This is a genomic window from Actinocorallia aurea, assembly GCF_054783995.1.
The window spans coordinates 1,128,875-1,148,118 of sequence record NZ_BAAGPQ010000002.1; the positions used below are offsets into that span (position 1 = coordinate 1,128,875).

At 72.9% G+C, this 19,244-nt stretch carries 16 protein-coding genes and 1 pseudogene; 11 read left to right on the forward strand and 6 right to left on the reverse strand.

Annotated features, from left to right (window positions below):
- Nucleotides 1-84 precede the first annotated feature (84 nt).
- On the forward strand, nt 85-327 hold the full coding sequence (locus tag ACYVOM_RS05420; protein WP_460302091.1) for a DUF2530 domain-containing protein: 243 nt from the start codon (nt 85-87) through the stop codon (nt 325-327).
- A gap of 16 nt (nt 328-343) precedes the next feature.
- Here ACYVOM_RS05420 and ACYVOM_RS05425 read toward each other — a convergent pair whose 3' ends face one another.
- Complete coding sequence (locus ACYVOM_RS05425; protein ID WP_460302092.1) at nt 344-3,277, reverse strand: sacsin N-terminal ATP-binding-like domain-containing protein; 2,934 nt, start codon at nt 3,275-3,277, stop codon at nt 344-346.
- 7 nt (nt 3,278-3,284) lie between these two features.
- A complete protein-coding gene (locus ACYVOM_RS05430) occupies nt 3,285-4,169 on the reverse strand; it encodes a DUF3027 domain-containing protein (protein WP_460302093.1) in 885 nt (294 codons plus the stop codon).
- A gap of 115 nt (nt 4,170-4,284) precedes the next feature.
- Here ACYVOM_RS05430 and ACYVOM_RS05435 point away from each other — a divergent pair, with 115 nt between their 5' ends.
- From ACYVOM_RS05435 to ACYVOM_RS05455, 5 genes are all read left to right on the forward strand, one after another.
- Nucleotides 4,285-4,875, forward strand: a complete 591-nt coding sequence (locus ACYVOM_RS05435; protein ID WP_460302357.1) for an HAD family hydrolase — start codon at nt 4,285-4,287, stop codon at nt 4,873-4,875.
- Nucleotides 4,876-5,011: 136 nt separating this feature from the next.
- Nucleotides 5,012-5,407, forward strand: a complete 396-nt coding sequence (locus ACYVOM_RS05440; protein ID WP_460302094.1) for a cold-shock protein — start codon at nt 5,012-5,014, stop codon at nt 5,405-5,407.
- A 33-nt stretch (nt 5,408-5,440) separates the two neighbouring features.
- Complete coding sequence (locus ACYVOM_RS05445; RefSeq protein WP_460302095.1) at nt 5,441-6,043, forward strand: TetR/AcrR family transcriptional regulator; 603 nt, start codon at nt 5,441-5,443, stop codon at nt 6,041-6,043.
- Between the two features lie 41 nt (nt 6,044-6,084).
- A complete protein-coding gene (locus tag ACYVOM_RS05450; RefSeq protein ID WP_460302096.1) occupies nt 6,085-8,361 on the forward strand; it encodes a helicase-associated domain-containing protein in 2,277 nt (758 codons plus the stop codon).
- 106 nt (nt 8,362-8,467) lie between these two features.
- Nucleotides 8,468-8,872 carry a hypothetical protein gene (locus ACYVOM_RS05455; protein ID WP_460302097.1) on the forward strand — a complete coding sequence of 135 codons (405 nt, stop codon included), beginning with the start codon at nt 8,468-8,470 and terminating at the stop codon, nt 8,870-8,872.
- Between the two features lie 269 nt (nt 8,873-9,141).
- Here the strand turns inward: ACYVOM_RS05455 and ACYVOM_RS05460 are convergent.
- A pseudogene (locus ACYVOM_RS05460) lies at nt 9,142-9,416 on the reverse strand (helix-turn-helix domain-containing protein); the annotation flags it as partial.
- Between the two features lie 110 nt (nt 9,417-9,526).
- Between ACYVOM_RS05460 and ACYVOM_RS05465 the strand changes: the two are divergent.
- Nucleotides 9,527-11,161 carry a DNA repair helicase XPB gene (locus tag ACYVOM_RS05465; protein ID WP_460302098.1) on the forward strand — a complete coding sequence of 545 codons (1,635 nt, stop codon included), beginning with the start codon at nt 9,527-9,529 and terminating at the stop codon, nt 11,159-11,161.
- 202 nt (nt 11,162-11,363) lie between these two features.
- Nucleotides 11,364-11,903 (forward strand): NUDIX domain-containing protein, encoded by a 540-nt coding sequence (locus ACYVOM_RS05470; RefSeq protein ID WP_460302099.1) that lies wholly within the window; start codon nt 11,364-11,366, stop codon nt 11,901-11,903.
- 50 nt (nt 11,904-11,953) lie between these two features.
- Here ACYVOM_RS05470 and ACYVOM_RS05475 read toward each other — a convergent pair whose 3' ends face one another.
- Nucleotides 11,954-12,892, reverse strand: a complete 939-nt coding sequence (locus ACYVOM_RS05475) for a GlxA family transcriptional regulator (protein ID WP_460302100.1) — start codon at nt 12,890-12,892, stop codon at nt 11,954-11,956.
- An 87-nt stretch (nt 12,893-12,979) separates the two neighbouring features.
- Here ACYVOM_RS05475 and ACYVOM_RS05480 point away from each other — a divergent pair, with 87 nt between their 5' ends.
- Nucleotides 12,980-14,287 (forward strand): MFS transporter, encoded by a 1,308-nt coding sequence (locus ACYVOM_RS05480; protein WP_460302101.1) that lies wholly within the window; start codon nt 12,980-12,982, stop codon nt 14,285-14,287.
- Between the two features lie 37 nt (nt 14,288-14,324).
- Here ACYVOM_RS05480 and ACYVOM_RS05485 read toward each other — a convergent pair whose 3' ends face one another.
- Complete coding sequence (locus ACYVOM_RS05485; protein WP_460302102.1) at nt 14,325-15,779, reverse strand: FAD-binding protein; 1,455 nt, start codon at nt 15,777-15,779, stop codon at nt 14,325-14,327.
- 155 nt (nt 15,780-15,934) lie between these two features.
- On the opposite strand from ACYVOM_RS05485, the gene ACYVOM_RS05490 reads away from it, so the two are divergent.
- Nucleotides 15,935-16,564: a class I SAM-dependent DNA methyltransferase gene (locus tag ACYVOM_RS05490; protein ID WP_460302103.1), complete on the forward strand. Its 630-nt coding sequence runs from the start codon at nt 15,935-15,937 to the stop codon at nt 16,562-16,564.
- Between the two features lies 1 nt (nt 16,565).
- Nucleotides 16,566-18,071, forward strand: coding sequence for an ATP-binding SpoIIE family protein phosphatase (locus ACYVOM_RS05495; protein ID WP_460302104.1), 1,506 nt, complete (start codon nt 16,566-16,568; stop codon nt 18,069-18,071).
- A gap of 13 nt (nt 18,072-18,084) precedes the next feature.
- Here the strand turns inward: ACYVOM_RS05495 and ACYVOM_RS05500 are convergent, their stop codons facing one another.
- Nucleotides 18,085-19,242 carry an alpha/beta hydrolase family protein gene (locus ACYVOM_RS05500; RefSeq protein WP_460302105.1) on the reverse strand — a complete coding sequence of 386 codons (1,158 nt, stop codon included), beginning with the start codon at nt 19,240-19,242 and terminating at the stop codon, nt 18,085-18,087.
- Between the last annotated feature and the right edge of the window lie 2 nt (nt 19,243-19,244).

Genomic DNA, 19,244 nt, shown 5'->3' on the forward strand with positions numbered 1-19,244 from the left:
AAGTCATTACCCTTGCTAACGATACTCCTTCCCCGGTCATTCCCCCAAGAGGGGGTGCGCGGCTTTCCCGGATAGTCTGACCGCATGTCACGCCCGCACCCGCCGCAACCGGAACCGATCAAGACGGACAACGTCCGGATCGCCGTCACCGGAACGGTCGCCTGGGTCGTCGCGTTCGTGGTGCTGCTGATCGTCAGGCTGCCCGAGGCCGACCGCTGGTGGCTGTGGGTGTGCTTCATGGGCACCGTCATCGGCCTGTTCGCCTGCTTCTACCTGCCGCGGTTCGAGCGCAAGCGCTCCGCGCCCCCCGACACGCCCGAAGACTGACCGGCGCTCCGGCACTTCAGGACAGATCGGCCTCGGCGAGCAGCGCGCCGGCCTCGTCCGGCGCGGCGAGCAGCGCGGCCAGCAGGAGCCGGTCGTCCCAGCGGCCCATCTCCCAGGCGATCGCGCGGGCCAGGCCCTGCGGGGTCGCCGCGTGCGGCTCGCCGTCGTACCACCACGCGACCTCGCGCCCGTCGACGACCAGCGCGTCATGGTGGAAGTAGGTCTCCGGCGCCTCGGGGAACAGCGCCCGAACATGCTCGGGCACCTCCCGCTCCACGCCCTCGTCCGCCATCTCCCCGGGGATCTCCTCGGACGCCACGGACAGCTCCAGGAGGTCCGCCAGGGCGGCGGCCCTGTCCAGCGGCAGCAGGATGAGCGGCTGGCCCTCCAGCAGCGGAAGCGCGTACGGCACGTCGACCACGATCGCGTCCTCGGCCGGAACGACCTCGGGCGTTCCCCCCGAAAGCGCCCGGACCCGCGACGGCGGCGCCGCCCCTGACGTCCCGGCGAGCCACGCCCACAACGCGCGCAGCTGCGGCCGGGTGACGGGCAGGGCCGGATCGGCGAGCCGGTCGAGCAGCTCGTCCGGGGGCACGTCGGCGAGAGCGGCCCGGACGCCCAGCGCGCGGGCGAACCCGGCGTCGAGGCCCTCGGGCGCGGGCGCGTACAGGCCGTCCAGGAGGGGATCGGCGTCCTCGGTCCGGCGCGGCCCGCCCAGCACCTCGTGCTCGGCGAGCCACCAGGCGGTGTAGGACGGCGCGGTGCGCCCGTCCATGAACCGCACCGGCTCGATGATCGCCTCGCGGTAGGGCGGGCGGGACAGCAGCGTGAGAGCCGCCTCCCAGTCCTTGACGAGTTCGAGGTCGCGGACCGCCACCAGCTCGGGAATGTGCCCGGCAGGCAGGTCCCAGTCTTCGACGGCGTCGAGATCGAGGTCCTCGGGATCGGCGTCCTGGGCGCGCAGGAGGGCGAAGCCCCGCAGCACGCCGACGGCGGCCAAGGCGTCCTCGCCGTACTCCTCGATCAGCCCTGCCGACACGACCCCGAAGGGCGAGTCCTCGCCCATGACGGCGCGGAGCGGGGCGTCGGGGAACATCAGCTCCCCCGCCGGGTACAGCTCGCCGTCTTCGGCGGGCAGCGCCAGCTCGGCGAGCCACGGCTCGCCCGGCGTGATCAGGCCCCTGGCCAGGGACAGGACGGCGTCGGCGACCGTCTCGGGGTCCTCGGCGTCCAGCGAGCCCTCGACGGCGGCGCGCACGGCCGGGTCGGCGAGGACCTGCCGCGGGCCCGCCTCGACGGCGCCCAGGCGCAGCAGGAGCGGGTGTTCGGCCTCCAGGTCGACGACGCGCAGGCCCAGCACCTCAAGGTGCTCCGGCGAGGGCAGGTCCCGGCCGAGCAGCACGCCCCGGGGCCCGCGGACCAGCCGACCGTCGGTGAGCGGCACCGGCAGCGCGCCCAGCTCCCCGGCGTCGGCCGAGGCCAGCGCGGTGTAGATCCGCTGCCACCAGGACGGCTCCCGCTCGACCGAGGCGAGCGCGTCGGCCACGTCGGCGAGGCCCATGCGGCGCACCCCGAGCGCGCGCAACGCCCGGTGCCCGGCGGGCCAGCCCGTCGGCAGCAGCCCGGGAACCACGCCCGTCAGCGCCTCGACGACGGCCGGGGGCGCGTCCACCACGACGGCGTCACGGCCCCGCACGCGGGCCCTCGGGTCCTCGGCGAGCGGCAGCAGCGGCCGGTCGGGCAGCGCCGCCAGCACCGCCGTGCGCAGCGCCCCGTCCAGCGCCGACGTGCCGACGGGGCCGGGCACGAGGTCGAGCGCCTCGGGGCCGGTGGCGCCCGCGACGAGCTCGGCGTAGGCCTCGGCGGCGCGGGCCACGAGGAAGTCGGTGAGCGGCCCCGGCTGGACGTGCCTGCGGTCGGGCGCGAGGGGGAAGCCCGCGATGAGCAGGGCGGGCAGGTCGAGGCCCTCGTCGCTCGGTGTGGGCGCGTACAGCACGCCGGGGCCCTTGGGCGGCCCGTCGAGCGGACCGCGCGGCTCGGCGCGCACCGCCCAGCGCACCGACCAGTAGGGCCGGGCCCGCTCTTCCGTGGGCCGGTCGGCCAGCAGCTCGGGCGGCACGTCCCCGTGGCGCGCGACCGTGCGCCACTCGGTGACCGAAGAGCCGTCCCCGCCCGTCTCCACGATCACCACGAGGCCGTCGCCCGCCTCGGACGCCTGCAGGACGCGGCTGCGCCCGTCGACGGTCACCGTGACCATGCCGAGCGCGGGCAGGCCCAGCATCAGCTCGGGGCCGAACTCCTCAAGCCGGGCGCGCACGATGCGCTCGGCGGCCTCGTCGCGCAGCGGCAGCGTCACCTGGGTCGTGTGGCCCTCGGGCGGCGGGGCAGACGAGGCGAACGGCAGCCGCAGCACCGGCACGTGGTCCCCGCGCCGGGCGATCTCCTCGGCCAGCTCGGGGATCACCTCGACGAGCTGGAGCGTCTCCTCGGCCGACCAGGCCACCGAGCCCGTCAGCGAGGCGATCGAGGGCCGGTCGCAGACCGACACGACGGCGGCGAAGCCGACCCCGAACCGGCCCGCGGTCGCGCGCGGGGTCCCGTCGCCTTCAGCCGTCTTGGTGGACGCGCGCAGCGTCGACAGGGACTCGACGGCCTCGGGCGTGAGCGGCGCGCCGGTGTTGGCCGCGGTGAGGACGCCCGCGTTCAAGGTCAGGTGCAGCTCGCCGGGCACATCCGCGCGCACCGCGGCGTCGGCGGCGTTCTGCGCGAGTTCGATCACCACGCGGTCGCGGTAGCCGCCGAGCGCGTGGTCCTCCTCGGTGTTGGCGTCCTCCCGGAAGCGCGCGGGAGAGGCCGTCCAGGCGGCGAGGACGCGCGCGCGGATGCCCGCGGTACCGAACGGGTCCAGCGGGTCTGCCGGTGCCGTGGCGCCGGACTCGGGATCGGTCATCCCGGCCTCAGCCGTCGCCGTCCCGGTCCGCCGCTTCCGCGGCGGGCTCGTCGTCGGCGGGCTCGCCCCCGGCCTCCGCCTCGGCGGACGCGTCCTGCGGGGCGGCTTCGGCCGAGGAGTAGGAGGGCAGGGCGTCGAAGCTCAGCTCGTCCAGGATCAGCGGCGGCGCCTCGGCGGCCGACGGCACGTGCACGGCCTCGGAGTGGCCGCCGCAGCCGTGGTCGGCGGCGACGACGCGGCCGTCGTCGGGGACGTAGGCGTTGGCGCAGACCCCGAACAGCAGGCGCAGGTCGCCCGAGAGCGGGATGAAGAAGCCGCAGGTGCTGCACGGCGCCGGCGCGGCGACCGCGATCGGCGCGGCGGGCCCCGCGGTGCCCTCGTACCAGCGCTCGGCGGCCTGGTCGCGGCCCTCGGCCGACAGGACGCGGGCCCTGCCGAGACCCAGCTCCCACTGCGCCTCGACGTCGCCGTCGGTCTCGTCGGCCTCGGTGAATCCGGGCGCCAGCCGCGCGTCGTCCTCGGCGGTGGGCAGGAGGTCGCCGGGGCCCATGTCGCCGGGCCGCAGGCGGTCCAGCCAGGGCACCCACGGCGGCGGCATGATCGCCGTCTCGCCCGGTACCAGCGCCGTCTCGGAGATCGTGACGTTCTTGGCCCGCGACGCGCGGGTGACCGTCACCGCCCAGCGCCAGCCCCGGTATCCGGGGTCGGTGGAGGCGAAGTAGTGCGTGACCACACGGTCACCCTCCACCGCCCAGCCGAGGTGCTCCCCGACCTCCGAGGGCTTGGCCGTTTCCCTCGCCGCCTCTAGAGCTGGCTCTACGGCCTGCACGCAGGCCGTGTCGGCGGCCGGCGTGCGGCTTCGGCGGGAAGCGACGGGGTGGAGAGAGGTCACACACCGATTGTCGCTCATCCCGAGGTATGGCCGTGCACGCGCCCGGCGTCGGAGTCCGCCGCGCCGCCTATGCTGACGCGTTATGAAGGCCGAGTTCGGTGGGATCTCCACGGCAATGGTGGGGTTCGATCTAGACATGACCCTGGCGGACACCCGCCGAGGCATCGGAGCCGTCTACAGCGCCCTCGCCATCGAGACCGGCGTCGCCATCGACGTCGCCGCGGTGACCGCCCGGCTCGGGCCGCCCCTGGACGTCGAACTCGCCCACTGGTTCGCGGCCGAGCACATCCCCGAGATGGTCGAACGCTTCCGCGCCCTTTACCCCGACCTCGCCATCCCCGCCACCGATCCCATGGCCGGCGCCGCCGCGGCGGTCCGGGCGGTGCGCGCCGCCGGGGCGGGCGTGCTGGTCGTCACGGCCAAGAACCGGCCGCACGCCGTCGCCACACTGGCCCATCTCGGCCTTGAGGCCGACCTCGTCGTCGGCGGCCTGTGGTCGTCCGCCAAGGGCGCGGCCCTGCGCGAGCACGGCGCGCACACCTACGTCGGCGACCACACCGGAGACGTCGACGCGGCCCGCACGGCGGGCGCGTTCAGCCTGGGCGTCGCCACCGGACCCTTCTCCGCCGAAGCCCTGACGGCCTACGGGGCCGACCACGTCCTGCCCGACCTCACCGCCTTCCCCGAATGGTTCGCCGCGCGGTAGGAACGCGCGGTAGGAAACCGCCGGTAGAGGAGCCGGGGAAGGGAAGGATCGGCCGATAAGGTGTATCGCCCTTCCTCTGTAAGGCACTAATCTTGGAGATCCCAAGCACACCGGAGCCAAGACACAGAGGTCAACCGTGCCCACTGGCAAGGTCAAGTGGTATGACGCCGACAAGGGGTTCGGCTTCCTCACCCGCGACGACGGGGGCGAGGTGTTCGTCCACTCCTCCGCCCTCCCCTCGGGATCGACGCTCCTGAAGCAGGGCCAGCGGGTCGAGTTCGGCGTCGTCGAAGGCCGCAGGGGGCAGCAGGCCTTGTCGGTCCGCGTGCTGGACACGCCGCCGTCCGTCGAGAAGACGATCGCCAAGGCCAAGCGCAAGAAGCCCGACGACATGGTGAACATCACCGAGGACCTCATCAAGCTCCTCGACCATGTCTCAGAGACCTACCGGCGGGGCAAGCACCCGTCCAGCGCCGAGGCGAAGAAGATCGCGACGGTGCTGCGCGCCGTGGCCGACGACATCGATGCCTGACCTGCCCTAGGCTTTTGGGGGAGGATCTAAGGCATGAGCACATCTACGCGCGAGCGGATCGTGGCCGAGGCGCTGCGTCTCTTCGCCGAGCGCGGATACGCGGCGACCTCGGTGGCCGAGATCGAGGCCGCGGCGGGCCTGTCACCGGGCGCGGGAGGGCTGTACCGGCACTTCCCGTCCAAGCAGGAGGTGCTGACGGCCGCCGTCCGGGAGCACATCGAGCGCACCCGGCACCAGGTGATCACGGTCCTCGCCGAGTCCGAGCAGTACAAGGCGCTGCCGCTGGAGCTGCGGCTGCGCATGACGTGCGTGGCGGGCCTGGAGAAGATGCGCGAGGAGAAGGAACTGGTGCGGGTCCTGTTCCGCGACCTCGACCAGTTCCCCCACCTCGTCGCCGATATGCGTGACGGCGTCGTCAACCCGCTCTACGAGGGCATCGCGCAGTGGATCGCCGAGCAGCCCGAGTTCGCCGGGGTCGAGGAGGACTGGGAGGCCATCGCCGCCATCCTCGGCGGCTCGGTCGTCAACTACTGGCTGGCCAACGAGTCGCTGTACGAGGCGCCGGTCAAGACCGACGAGAAGCGCTTCACCTCAGCGTGGGCGCGGCTGGCCCTGGGCCTGCTGCCGCGGCCCTGACGGCACGGCGCGGAGGCGGGGCACGGGGGACCGCGAAGAACGTGGACAGCTACGGGGACTGGCTGCGCGGGCGCACCGACGAGGAGTTGGCGGCGCTCGTGCGAGCGCGCCCTGAGCTGATCTCCCCGGTCCCCGCCGACCTCGGCGCGCTCGCCGCCCGCGCCGCGGCGCCCACGGCGGTCTCCCGCGCGCTGGACCGGCTGGACCGGGGCGCGCTGGCCACCCTCGAAGCGGTGATCGTGCTGCCGTCGGCGACGATGACCGCGCTGCGCAAGGCGCTCGGGGCGCGTGCCCCCGAGACCGTCGAGCGGCTGACCGCGCTCGGGCTGCTGTGGCCGGGGCGGCGCAGGTCGCACCAGGTCGCGCCCGGGGTGCGGGCCGCGCTGCGCGAGCCCGCCGGACTCGGCCCGCCCGCCCGCGAGGCCTTCGCCGCGCTGCCGCTGGAGCGGCTCGTCCCGCTGGCCGTCGACCTCGGCCTGTCGACCTCTTTCGCCAACGCCGCGGGCCTCGCCGAGGTCGTCGCCGAGCGGCTCGCCGACCCCGCCGAACTCGTCGAGGACGCCGGGCCCGACGCGCGCACCGCCCTGGACCGGCTCGCCTGGGGGCCGCCCTCGGGGCGGATCGAGAACGCGCGCCGCGAAGTGCGGCTCGACACCGCGGCGAGCCCCATCGAAAAGCTCCTCGCCCGGGGCCTCCTCGTCGCCACCGACGAGCGGACCGTCACCCTCCCCCGCGAGATCGGCCTGTACCTTCGCGGCGGCGTCCTGTTCCGCACCGACGTCCTCGCCGAGCCGCCCGTCCAGGGCCCGGAGCGGCCGCGGCGGCTCACCGACCAGATCGCCTCCGGCCAGGCCTTCACCGCGCTGCGCCTCATGGAGGAGCTCCTTGAGGCGTGGGGGCTGAACCCTCCCCCGGTGCTGCGCAGCGGCGGCCTCGCGGTGCGCGACCTCAAGGCCGCCGCCGCCCTGCTCGACGTCTCCGAACAGGACGCCGCCCTGCTCGCCGAGATCGCCCTGGCCGCGGGCCTGCTCGCCCGGGACGCCGACTGGACCCCGACCCGCTCCTACGACCTGTGGCTGCTGCGCGGCGCCGCCGAGCGCTGGGCCGACCTCGCGGGCGCCTGGCTGGACACCGACCGCGTCCCCGGCCTCGCGGGCGGCAAGGACGAACGGGACAAGACCGTCAACGCGCTCGCCGACGACTCCATCCGCACCCACGCGCCGCGCATCCGCCGCGAAGTCCTCGCCGCCCTGTCCGACAAGGTCGCGGCCACCGAGGAGTCCGTCCTGGAACGGCTCGCGTGGCGCACCCCCCGCCGCACCGGCGGCCTGCACTCCCGGCTCGTCACCTGGACCCTGCACGAGGCGGCCTTCCTCGGCGTCACCGGATTCGGCGCGAAAGCCTCCTACACCGACGCGCTCCTCGCCGGCGACGACATCACCGCGGCCCTCGACGCGCTGCTGCCGGAACCCGTCGACCACGTGCTGCTCCAGGCCGACCTCACCGCGGTCGCACCCGGCCCGCTCGTGCCCGACCTGGCCCGCGACCTCGCCCTCACCGCCGACGTGGAGTCGACGGGCGGCGCCACCGTCTACCGGTTCACCCCCGAATCCGTCCGCCGGGCCATGGACGCCGGCCGGACCGTCTCGGAACTGCTCGACCTCCTCACCCGGCACAGCACCACACCCGTCCCGCAGCCGCTCGCCTACCTGATCGAGGACGTCGGGCGCAGGCACGGAAGGCTCCGGGTCGGCACCGCCCTGTCGTACGTGCGGTGCGACGACCCGGCCGTCCTCGACGAGATCCTCGCCGACCGCCGGGCCGGGACGCTCCGGCTGTACCGGCTGGCCCCCACCGTCCTGGCCTCCCGGCTCTCCCGGCAGGAACTCCTGGAGGCGCTGCGCTCGGTCGGGTTCTCGCCCGTCCCCGAATCGGCCGAAGGCGGCCTCGTCGTCACCCGCGCGGACGCGCACCGCACCGAGACCCCGGCCCGGCCGCCCGCCGAGCACGAGCGGACCGTCGACGGCGGGATCGCCACCGCGGCCGTGCGCGCGATGCGCGCGGGCGAGGAGGCCGCGGCCATCGGCCCGCCCTCCGGCGAGGTGCCCAGGACCCCGTCGATGGCGACGATCGAACGGCTGCGCGGCGCCATCGGCGGCCGCGTGTGGATCGGCTACCTCGACCAGCAGGGCCAGGCCACGAGCCGGATCGTCGAACCCGTCCGGGTGGACGGCGGCTACCTCACCGCCTACGACCGGACCAAGGCGTCCGTGCAGCGGTTCACGCTCCACCGGATCACCGGGATAAAGGACGTGTGAGACTTCCCGAACCAGGCGCTACGCTGCACAGTCAAACCCCCCGAACCACCATTCTGCGAGCGGACCGGAGTGCCCTCGCCGGATTTCGCGAGAAGGTGCTGCTCCCGTGAGCTACGGCCAACCCCCCTACGACCCGGGCTCCTTCCACAGCGCCCCCGGGTACCAGAACCAGTACGGCTACGGCATTCCCGGGCACCCGAACCAGTACGGCGGCTGGGGCCCGCCGCCTCCCCCGCCGAGCAACGGCTCGGCGATCGGCGCGCTGATCGCCAACATCATCCTCACCGTGACCTGCTGCGGCCTCTTCGCCATCCCCGGCATCGTCACCGCGGCGATCGCGATGGGCAGGTACCAGACCGACCCCGTCTCGGCCCGCAAGCTCACGAACGCCAGCTGGATCATCTTCGGCGTCGCCATCTTCCTGGGCATCGTCCTCGTCCTGCTCTACATCTTCTTCTTCGCCGCCATGGGCTCCGGCGAATTCGGCGAGGAAACGGGCGTGGGCGTCTAGCCCCGCGGAACACCACGCCGCCCCCGAATGTTGCATGATGAATGCCCTTGGCTTCCTCCGCTTCCCCGGAAGGCGCGGACTCCTTCCCTCACGGGTCGGGTCTCCTGCTTCACCGCCGGTTGCCCGCGGGGTTCGCGCCCCTGAGGTCTTACACCGGCTCCACAGGCGTTTCAGCTCTCCGCCGGCCCGGCGGCGAGCAGATTCCTTGCTGCGTTGACATCTCGATCATGGAGGGTCTGGAGGGCGTCGGGCGGCAGGACATTGATATTGATGAGGTCTTCGCACAGCAGGGACACCCAGCGGCCCGCCGCGTCCCTCGGCACCGTCACCGTCGACGGTTCGGCTTCCGCCGGCAGAGGCCGCGACCACACGATCTCCAGTGGTCCGTCCACTTTCGCCAACGTGAGCCTCCCCTCACGGAGCCGGATGGCACGGGTCCGCTGGGCGAGGGCCCGGTTGCAGACCAGGCGGACGCAGCCGAACGTGCGCGACAGTTCCGCCGCCTGTGCGTCGGATGAAAGCGGTAGCGGAAGGCCCGCTTCACCTGTCGTCACATGCCACGAACATTACCAAGAGATAAAAGACGAGCACGATCCGTGAAGGGGGGAGCGGCGTTTCCACCTGCCCGGCAGGGGCGTTCACGCCGCGAAGCAGATGAACGATGGTCCGTTGATCGTGCAGTCCGACAAGACGCTTCTGCTTGAGGTCGATCATGAGCGGGCGGCGGACTGCCGGCGCGCGATCGCGCCGTTCTGCGAGCTGGAGCGGGCGCCTGAGCACGTGCACACGTACCGGGTGACGCCGCTCGCGCTGTGGAACGCCCGGGCGGCGGGACACGACGCCGAGCAGGTCGTCAACGCGCTGCTCGAGTTCTCGCGCTACCCCGTGCCGCACGCGCTGCTGGTCGACGTGGCCGACACGATGGGACGGTACGGGCGGCTCCGTCTGGAGAAGCACCCTTCCTACGGGCTGATCATGATCTCGACCGATCGGGCCGTCATGGAGGAGGTCCTGCGCTCCCGCAAGATCATCCCGATGCTGGGCGACAGGGTGGCCGAGGACACCGTGGTCGTCCACCCGTCCGAGCGCGGGTCGCTCAAGCAGGCGCTGCTCAAGATCGGCTGGCCCGCCGAGGACCTCGCCGGATACGTCGACGGCGAAGCGCACAAGATCGACCTCGCCGAGGACGGCTGGGAGCTGCGCACCTACCAGAAGGACGCCGCCGAGGCGTTCTGGCAGGGCGGGTCCGGAGTCGTCGTGCTGCCCTGCGGGGCCGGGAAGACCACCGTGGGGGCCGCTGCGATGGCCCACGCGGGCGCGACCACCCTGATCCTGGTGACGAACACCGTCAGCGTGCACCAGTGGAAGCAGGAGCTGATGCGCCGGACGTCCCTCACCGAGGACGAGATCGGCGAGTACTCGGGCTCGAAGAAGGAGATCAGGCCCGTCACCATCGCGACGTACCAGATCATGACGTCGCGGCGGAAGGGCGTCTACGGGCACCTGGAGCTGTTCGACGCGCGCGACTGGGGCCTGGTGATCTACGACGAGGTGCACCTGCTGCCCGCGCCGATCTTCCGGATGACCGCCGACCTCCAGGCGCGCCGCCGGCTCGGCCTGACCGCGACCCTCGTGCGCGAGGACGGCCGCGAAGGCGACGTCTTCTCCCTCATCGGCCCGAAGCGGTACGACGCGCCGTGGAAGGAGATGGAGCAGCAGGGCTGGATCGCGCCCGCCGACTGCGTCGAGGTCCGGGTGACCCTGACCGACTCCGAGCGCCTTGCCTACGCGACGGCCGAGCCGGAGGAGCGCTACCGCTTCTGCGCGACGACCGAGTCCAAGACCCGGGTCGTCGAGCGCCTCGTGGAGACCCACCGCGACGAGCAGGTGCTGGTGATCGGCCAGTACATCGACCAGCTCGACGAACTGGGCGAGCGCCTCGGCGCCCCCGTCATCAAGGGCGAGACGAAGATCAAGGAGCGGGAGAAGCTGTTCCAGCAGTTCCGCACCGGCGAGATCTCCTGCCTGGTCGTCTCCAAGGTCGCCAACTTCTCCATCGACCTCCCCGAGGCCTCCGTCGCCATCCAGGTCTCCGGCTCCTTCGGCTCCCGCCAGGAGGAGGCCCAGCGCCTCGGCCGAGTCCTCCGCCCCAAGGCCTCCGGCAAGACCGCCCGCTTCTACTCCGTCGTCGCCCGCGACACCCTCGACCAGGACTTCGCCGCCCACCGCCAGCGCTTCCTGGCCGAACAGGGCTACGCCTACCGCATCACCGACGCCGACGACATCTGACCGCTCCCGCCCACCGCACGCTTTCGCCACCGGCCTCCTCAACGGCCGCTCGCACATCCAAATGTAGGCCGAGCCGCTGCCGGAAGAATTCGTCGATGCCATCGATGCTGTTCAATCCGGCCAGCCCCGAGGCCGGGAGCAGGATGTGCGTGGCGAATCCCCTTTCGGTCCGGGACAGTGCCAGGGCGTCCGGCCTTGCGCGGTGCTTTCGGCGTGGCCGCGGCAGCGCCTGAAGAACGACAGCGGCGCCAGTGAACTGCACCAGGTAGCGGTGGGCGGCCACCGCCGTCACGACGACGCGACGGTCGGGCACACCGCGCTGCGTGAACTTGAGGAGGAGCTCACGGACTTCAGCTTCGAGGAGGGCTCCGACACCCTGACCGAACTCGCCGTGATCGAGGACACCGCGGTCTCCCGCACCTACGGCTCACTCACGCTCTACGTGCTCACGGTCCACCACCTCCGCACCCAGCGGAACCGCGTCCTTCCGGGACCGGGAGACCGATGGGTGACCGAGGCCGAGCTGCTCCGCGGCCGCACCCGCGACGGGGAGAGCATCCGGTCACCGGCCGCCCGGGTCGACGCTGCGATCCCGGGTGGCCTGGCCAGGCTCGACGCGACGGTACCCGCGCTCCGCCGGACCGGCATCGCCGACGTGGTCCGGACGCACCCGTGGGAGGTGACGGGGACCGTTTTCGGGGTGCTCGGGCTGGTCAGCTCGGTCGTCTTCGCGTTCCTGTGACCGGGCGGCTCCGGCTAGTGGCTCGTCTCCTGACGTTCGGGGACACGGCACTAGTGGCGGAAGGAGTGGCGGTAGGTGAGGGGGGAGAGGCCTACGGCGGTGTGGAGGTGGTGGCGGAGGGTGACGGGGGTGGTGAAGCCGCTGCGGCGGGCCACCTCGTCGATGGGGAGGTCGGTGGATTCGAGGAGGGCGCGGGCGTGGGCGAGGCGCTGCTGGGTGAGCCAGCGGGCGGGGCTCATGCCGGTCTCGTCGCGGAAGCGGCGGGTGAAGGTGCGGGGGCCCATGCCGGCGCGGGCGGCGAGGTCGGGGACGGAGACGGGCTCGGCGAGGTGGCTGAGGGCCCAGGCGCGGGCCGGGGCCGTGGACGTGCCCGAGGGCTCGGGGATGGGGCGTTCGATGAACTGGGCCTGGCCGCCGTCGCGCATCGGCGAGGTGACGCAGCGGCGGGCCGTCCGGTTGGCGACCTCGGCGCCGTGGTCGCGCCGGATGACGTGCAGGCACAGGTCGATCCCGGAGGCGACCCCCGCGGAGGTGAGGATGTCGCCCTCGTCGACGAACAGGACGTCCGGATCGACCTCCACCTCGGGGAACAGCGCGGCGAGGGCCGCCGCGTTGCGCCAGTGGGTGGTGGCCCGGCGACCGTCGAGGAGGCCCGCCGCGCCGAGCACGAACGCACCGGTGCAGATCGACATGATCCGGGCGGAAGTGCCGCGCAGGGCGTCGCGGACGCCGTCGGAGATGACGCCGTCCATGGCCGCACCGCCGTGCACGCCCGGGACGACGACGGTGTCGGCGCCCGCGAGGAGGGACAGGTCGTGGTCGGGCGTGATGCTGTACCCGGCCTGGCAGCGGACGGGGCGGCCGCCGTCGGTGCAGGTGAGGACCTCGTAGTCGGCGGGTTCCCGCGCCGCCCAGAAAACCTGGCCGGGCACGCCGACGTCGAGGGTGGCGAAGTCGTCCATGACGAGTACGGCGACGCGGTGGGGCATGCCGCTCAGCCTACTGTCCGGAATCTTTCGTTAGTTGTCCTTTGGGACACTCACGGGCATCCGGCGGCGTCGGCGAGACTTCTCGGCATGAAGCTGCACAGAGCGTGGGTCGTCAGCGGCGTCGCCCTCATCGCGATCATGGGCGCCGCCGGGTTCCGCGCCACCCCCGGCACGATGATCAACCCCCTGCGCGAGGAGTTCGGCTGGTCCAGCGGCACCGTCTCGCTGGCAGTCTCGGTCAACCTCGTCCTGTACGGCGTCACCGCGCCGTTCGCCGCCGCGCTCATGGACCGCTTCGGGATGCGCCGGGTCGTCTCGGCCGCGCTCGTGCTCATCGCCGCGGGCAGCGGCCTCACCGTCTGGATGACCGCGAGCTGGCAGCTCGTCGCCCTGTGGGGCGTCCTGGTCGGCCTCGGCACGGGGTCGATGGCGCTGGTGTTCGCCGCGACGCTCGCCGAGCGCTGGTTCACCCGGCGCAGGGGCCTGGTGATGGGCGTGCTCACCGCGGGCGGCGCGACCGGCCAGCTGGTCTTCCTGCCGGTCCTCGCGGCGCTGGCGGAGGGCCCCGGCTGGCGGACCGCCTCGGTCGCGGTGTCGCTCTGCGCCCTCGCGGTGGTCCCCTTCGTCTGGTTCCTCCTGCGGGACTCCCCCGAGGAGGTCGGGCTCACCGCCTACGGCGCCGACGCCCCCGTCGTCCGCGCGAGGCGCGAGGGCGCGGCGGGCCACGCCCTGCGCACGCTGCGCGAGGCGGCCCGCCACCGCGCCTTCTGGTACCTCGCGATCGGGTTCTTCGTGTGCGGGGCGAGCACGAACGGCCTGGTCGGCACCCACTTCATCCCCGCCGCGCACGACCACGGCATGCCCGAGCAGGCCGCGGCGGGCCTGCTGGCCGTCATCGGGATCTTCGACGTGGCGGGCACCATCTTCAGCGGCTGGCTCACCGACAGGTTCGATCCGGCGAAGCTCCTGCTGGTCTACTACGGGCTGCGCGGGCTGTCCCTGCTCGTCCTGCCGACCCTGCTGGCGTCCGGGAACCCGCCGAGCGCGACGTCGCCGGAGATCATCCTGTTCATCGTGCTGTACGGGCTCGACTGGGTGGCCACGGTGCCGCCCACGGTCGCCCTGTGCGCCAGGATCTTCGGATCCGACGGCGCGATCGTCTTCGGCTGGGTGTTCGCCTCGCACATGATCGGCGCGGCCGCCGCCGCGATCGCCGCGGGCCTCGTGCGGGACGAACTCGGCGCCTACGACGCGGCCTGGTACGGCTCGGCGATCCTCTGCCTGGTCGCGGCGGCCGTCTCGGCGGCGCTGCGGGCCCGGCGCGCGGCGCCCGAGGCCGAGGAGGCGGCGCCCGAAGCCGACGAGCCCGAAGGCAAGCAGCTCACTGACGCGTGAGCGGGCGGGACGCCGCGAGGCGTCCCGCCCGGGGACATCAGAAGATTCCCTGTCCTGGGGCGAGGATCTTCGACGGGTCGTACTTCGTCTTCGCGGCCTTGAACGCCGGCCAGGCGGGACCGAAGTGGGCCTGCCAGTCGGCCTTGCTCAGCGGGTTCGAGCCGATCGGGTACCAGCCGCCGCCGCGGGCCCGGGTCTGCTCGTAGAACGCCTTGTTGAGGGCGATCATGGCGGCCGGGTCCGCGGAGCCGGGCGAGGAGGTGCGCAGCAGGGAGAACAGGAACGCATGGTCCTCGCCGGCCGAGCCCAGCCGCAGGAGCGGGGCCTTCACCTTGGCGGTCGGGATGGGGTACAGCAGCAGCACGGCGCTCAGCCCGATGTTGGCGGGGGTGAGTCCGGGCAGCGCCCCGGTGACGAGTTCGTCGACGGCGGAGGCGGCCACGATGCTGTCCAGCCACGGGTGCGGCCGCTGCCACTCGCCGATGGACTCCAGGATCGCGACGACGGGGCCGATCCGGTCGGCGAAGTCCCAATAGGTGAGGTCGTCGATGGTGACGGACGTGTGGGTGAGGTCGCCGATGAGGGCGTCGTCGTCGGCGGGGGTCGCGTCGAAGGCGACGGCCTCCATCATGAAGGTGTGGCCGCCTTCGACGACGGCGAGGGAGCCTTCGAGGTAGCCGAACCTGCCGTCCTCGGCCATGGCGATCTGCGCGGCGGTGAGGTCGGCGACGGAGTCGTAGTAGAGGTTGTAGCGGCGGACGGTGGCGGGCGCCGGGACGAGCCGGACGACCGCCTCGGTGATGATCCCGACCTGGCCGAGGCCGCCGCGGACGGCGTCGAAGAGGTCCTTGCGCAGGGTCGGCGAGCACCGCAGCACGTCGCCCTTGCCGGTGACGACCTCGAGTTCGAGGACGTTGTCGACCTGGGCCCCGTGGTGGATGATCGCGCCGCCGACGCCGCCGGCCGAGAGGGTGCCGCCGACGGACAGCCCGAGGTAGTCGGTGAGGGTCGGCGGGGTGAGGCCCTGGGAGACCGCGGCCCGCACGAGCGCGCTCCACAGGACGCCGCCTCCGACGACGGCCCTGTCTCCCAGGATCCGGACGGAGTCCAGCGGCGCGGTCTCGATGACGAGCCCGCCCGCGACTTGGGACTGCCCGTGGGTGGTGTGGCCCTGGCCACGTGCGGCCACCTTGATCCCGCGGGCGCGGCAGAACTTCACCATCTTGGCGATGTCGCGCACGGAGCCCGGTTCGAGGACGGCGAGGGGGGTCCTGCTGACGATGTGTCCGAAGTCGTCGGCGGCGGCGGCCAAAGACGCGGCGTCGGTGCGCAGCGTGCCGTCGAGCGAGGGGCATGCGTCGAAGGGTCCGGCGGCGCTGGCCGCGGTCACCCAGGTCCGGCTGACGGGGTCGAGCCCTACGACGAGGGCGCCCGCGACCAGCCCGGTCATGATCGAGCGGCGGCTGACGGCGTGCGGTACGGGTTCCTGCATTGGAGAAGCCTCCCTAGGAAGATCCACTTTGGGAATCTTCGCAAGAAAGCCACATCACACGCGGTCAATTCGGGAACTTCCCCACATTGACTACAAAGCCCTCTAAAGTGGCCAACCGAGTCAACAGTCACCTTCGACCCCAGGGGCCCTGCGCAGTGACCAAGTGGGCTGAACGAGAAAGACGCCACGCCGCGGCGTTCGATGTGATCGGCGCCCGATACGACGAGGCCTTCCCGCACAAGGAGGGGCAGACCGCGGCCGGCGCCTGGCTCCTGGACCGCCTCGCCCCCGGTTCCCACGTCCTCGACCTCGGCTGCGGCACCGGCCTGCCGACGGCCGCCCAGCTCACCGGAGGCGGGCACCGGGTCACCGGCGTGGACCTCAGCGCCGAGATGGTGCGGATCGCCGCGCAGAACGTCCCCGAAGGCGAGTTCCGCCAGGCCGACCTGCGCGACGTCACCGGCGAGTACGACGCCGTCGTCGCCTTCTTCGTCCTGCTCATGCTGCCGGTGCCCGGCATCCCCGAGGCGCTGGCGCAGATCCACAAGCTGCTCAGACCTGGCGGATTCTTCTGCCTGTCGATGGTCGAGGCCGACCTTGAGGAGTTCCCGATCTCGTTCCTCGGCCAGGACCTGCTCGTCTCCGGGCTGCTGCGCGACGAGTTGCGCGAGGCCGTGGAGGCCGCCGGGTTCGCCGTCGAGGAAGAGCACGTGCTGAGCTACGCGCCCGCCACGACCCAGGCGGTCCCGGAGATCCAGCTCTTCTACAACTGCCGCCGGGTCTGATGTGAGCGAGTCCGCCGAGAGCCTCAAGGAGCGCCTGGCCTTCCTCGGTGACGCCGCCGCGCGCATCGGCACCCGCCTCGACGCCGCCGAGAGCGCCCGGTCCCTGGTCAGCGCGCTGGTGCCGCGCCTCGCGGGCAGCGCCAGCGTCTACCTCGCCGAGAGCCTGTTCGGCCACCGCGCCGACTTCGGCGACGACCTGCGCCTGGTCGCCGGCCCCAAGCAGCCCGAGGAGGCCGCTCAGCGGGCCGTGGCGTCCGGCGCGGCCCTGCGCGAGGGCGATCTGCTGGCCCTGCCGATGCGGGTCCGCGGCAGGACGCTCGGGGCCGTCCTGCTCGACGGCCCCGAAGGCGACGAGGTCGACGCGCTCATGGCCGAGCAGCTCGTCGCCCAGGCCGCCCTGGCCGCCGACAACGCGCACCGGTACCGGCAGGAGGCCGCCGCCGCCGACACGCTCCAGCGCAGCATGCTGCCCAACCGGCTGCCGCGCTTCGCCGGGGTCGAGATCACCCACCGCTACCTGCCCGCCAGCGACCACGCCCGCGTCGGTGGCGACTGGTTCGACGCGATCGGGCTGCCCGGCAGCCGGGTCGCGCTCGTCGTCGGCGACGTCATGGGCCACGGGATGCGGTCGGCGGCGATCATGGGCCAGCTCCGCACGTCCGTGCAGACCCTCGCCGCCCTCGACCTGCCGCCCGACCAGGTGCTGCGCCAGCTCGACGGGCTCGCCCAGGGCCTCGGCGAGAACCACCTCGCCACCTGCATGTACGCCGTCTACGACCCGGTGGCGCGGCGCTGCACGTTCGCCAACGCCGGGCACCTGCCGCCGATCCTCGTCCGCTCCGACGGCCGCGCCGAACTCCTCGACGTGCCCGAGGGCGTGCCGATCGGCGTCGGCGGGGTCGCGTTCGAGCCGATCGAGGTGCCCGTGCACGACGGCGACCGGCTCGTCCTGTGCACCGACGGCCTCGTCGAGGTGCGCGGCCGGGACATCACCGAGGGCCTGGAGCATCTGCGCGCCGCCCTCGACGGCCGCCGCCTCACCCTCGACGCCCAGTGCGACGACGTCCTGCGCCATCTCCAGATCGACGACCGCAGCGACGACGTGGCCGTGCTCATGGCCGACCTCACCGGCATCCCCGCCGCGAACGTCGCCCGCTGGATGCTGGAGCCGCGCCGCACCACGCCCTCGCGGATCCGCCGCCTGATCCGCGCGACCCTGCGCAGCTGGGGCCTCACCGACCAGATCGAGATCACCGAACTGCTCGCCACCGAGGTCGTCACCAACGCCGTCCGCTTCGCCACCCGCCCGATCGAACTGCGCCTCGTCCAGACCGAGCACCTGCTCGTCGAGGTCATGGACGACGAGTACACCCTCCCCGTCCTCCGCGACGCCCACGAGGACGACGAGGGCGGCCGAGGCCTCCAGCTCGTCTCCCGCCTCGCCCGCCGCTGGGGCGCCACCCGCACCGCCTCCGGCAAGATCGTCTGGTTCGAACTGACCGTCTAGCGGCGTGCGCTCCTCACTCGCAGGTCCCGTCGGCCGGGGTGCAGAGTTCGGCCTCGGGGTGGTCCGGTGACGGTCCGTCCAGCAGGCGGCGGCGCTCGGCCCGCAGGTGCTGGTCGAGGAAGGCCGTCACGTAAGTGCGGGTGAGCTCGGTGGCGCGTGCCGCAGAGAGAACGCCGAAGGCGGAGGTGATGCCGAGGGAGGCTTCCAGCAGGGGGGTGTCGGTGAAGGACTGGTGTTCGGCGCCCGACAGGACGATCCAGCGCTTCCACCCGGTCAGCAGCTTCCAGTCGCGGTCCCATGAGGCGTCGCCGCCGCCGGGGACGTGCTGCGGTGAGCCCAGGAACATGAACGGCCGGGAGAGCCCTTCCTGGGGAATCCTGGCGTAGGTGGTGCCGTCCATGTCGATCCCGGCGCGCACGCGTGAGTCCTTCACCATGGCCGCCAACGCGCTCGCGCCGCCGATCGACTGGCCCGCCATCGCGATCCGGGAGCGGTCGATCAGACCGGCGCCGTGCCACGCGGACGGCAACCGGTCGAGGACGAAGGAGACGTCGTCCGCCCGGCCCTGGACGACGCCCGTGCCGAAGCCCGGGTCGGCGTCGCTGTCGCACGCGATGCATGCGGCGATCCGCCCGCCCGGGAGGGTCGTGGCGTGGCTCTCGTAGGGGTGGTCGATCCCGGCGACGACATACCCCTGGCTGGCCAGTTCCTCGGCGAGGGACGTGAGCGTGCTCACAGGCTTGGTGAAGCCGGGTGAGAGCACCACCAGCGGAAGCCTTCGCCCCGCGGGTTCGGCGTCCGCGACGGCGTTCGTGTGCGTCTTGCTCAGCGTGTCGTAAGGCACGCCGGTGACCTTCGCGCCATTCAGGTTGAGTTCGGATTCCTTCGCCGTCATGTACGGGGCCCGCTGCCCGTCCCTCTGCTCGGTCGGATACCACAGGGTGACCTTGAGCTCCCTGGCGTCGACGTCGAGGTTCCAGGGGTCGGGGCGGGAGGCGTCCTTCAGGTACAGGGCGGTGGTGCCGACCGGATGGGCGCCGGTGGGCGCGGGCAGGGTGGCGGGGCCGGCCGGCGGCGGCGCTGTGGCGGCGGTCCTGGGCGGGGCGGGGGCGCTGCAGGCGGCCGCGGCGAGGACGGCCAGTGCCGCGGCGATCGCCGGGATCTGTCTCATCG

Coding starts and splice junctions, on each gene's coding strand:
- ACYVOM_RS05465 (WP_460302098.1), top strand. CDS start 9,527: ATGAACGATGGTCCGTTGATCGTGCAGTCCGACAAGACGCTTCTGCTT.
- ACYVOM_RS05480 (WP_460302101.1), top strand. CDS start 12,980: ATGAAGCTGCACAGAGCGTGGGTCGTCAGCGGCGTCGCCCTCATCGCG.
- ACYVOM_RS05435 (WP_460302357.1), top strand. CDS start 4,285: ATGGTGGGGTTCGATCTAGACATGACCCTGGCGGACACCCGCCGAGGC.
- ACYVOM_RS05425 (WP_460302092.1), bottom strand. CDS start 3,277: ATGACCGATCCCGAGTCCGGCGCCACGGCACCGGCAGACCCGCTGGAC.
- ACYVOM_RS05500 (WP_460302105.1), bottom strand. CDS start 19,242: ATGAGACAGATCCCGGCGATCGCCGCGGCACTGGCCGTCCTCGCCGCG.
- ACYVOM_RS05445 (WP_460302095.1), top strand. CDS start 5,441: ATGAGCACATCTACGCGCGAGCGGATCGTGGCCGAGGCGCTGCGTCTC.
- ACYVOM_RS05475 (WP_460302100.1), bottom strand. CDS start 12,892: ATGCCCCACCGCGTCGCCGTACTCGTCATGGACGACTTCGCCACCCTC.
- ACYVOM_RS05420 (WP_460302091.1), top strand. CDS start 85: ATGTCACGCCCGCACCCGCCGCAACCGGAACCGATCAAGACGGACAAC.
- ACYVOM_RS05485 (WP_460302102.1), bottom strand. CDS start 15,779: ATGCAGGAACCCGTACCGCACGCCGTCAGCCGCCGCTCGATCATGACC.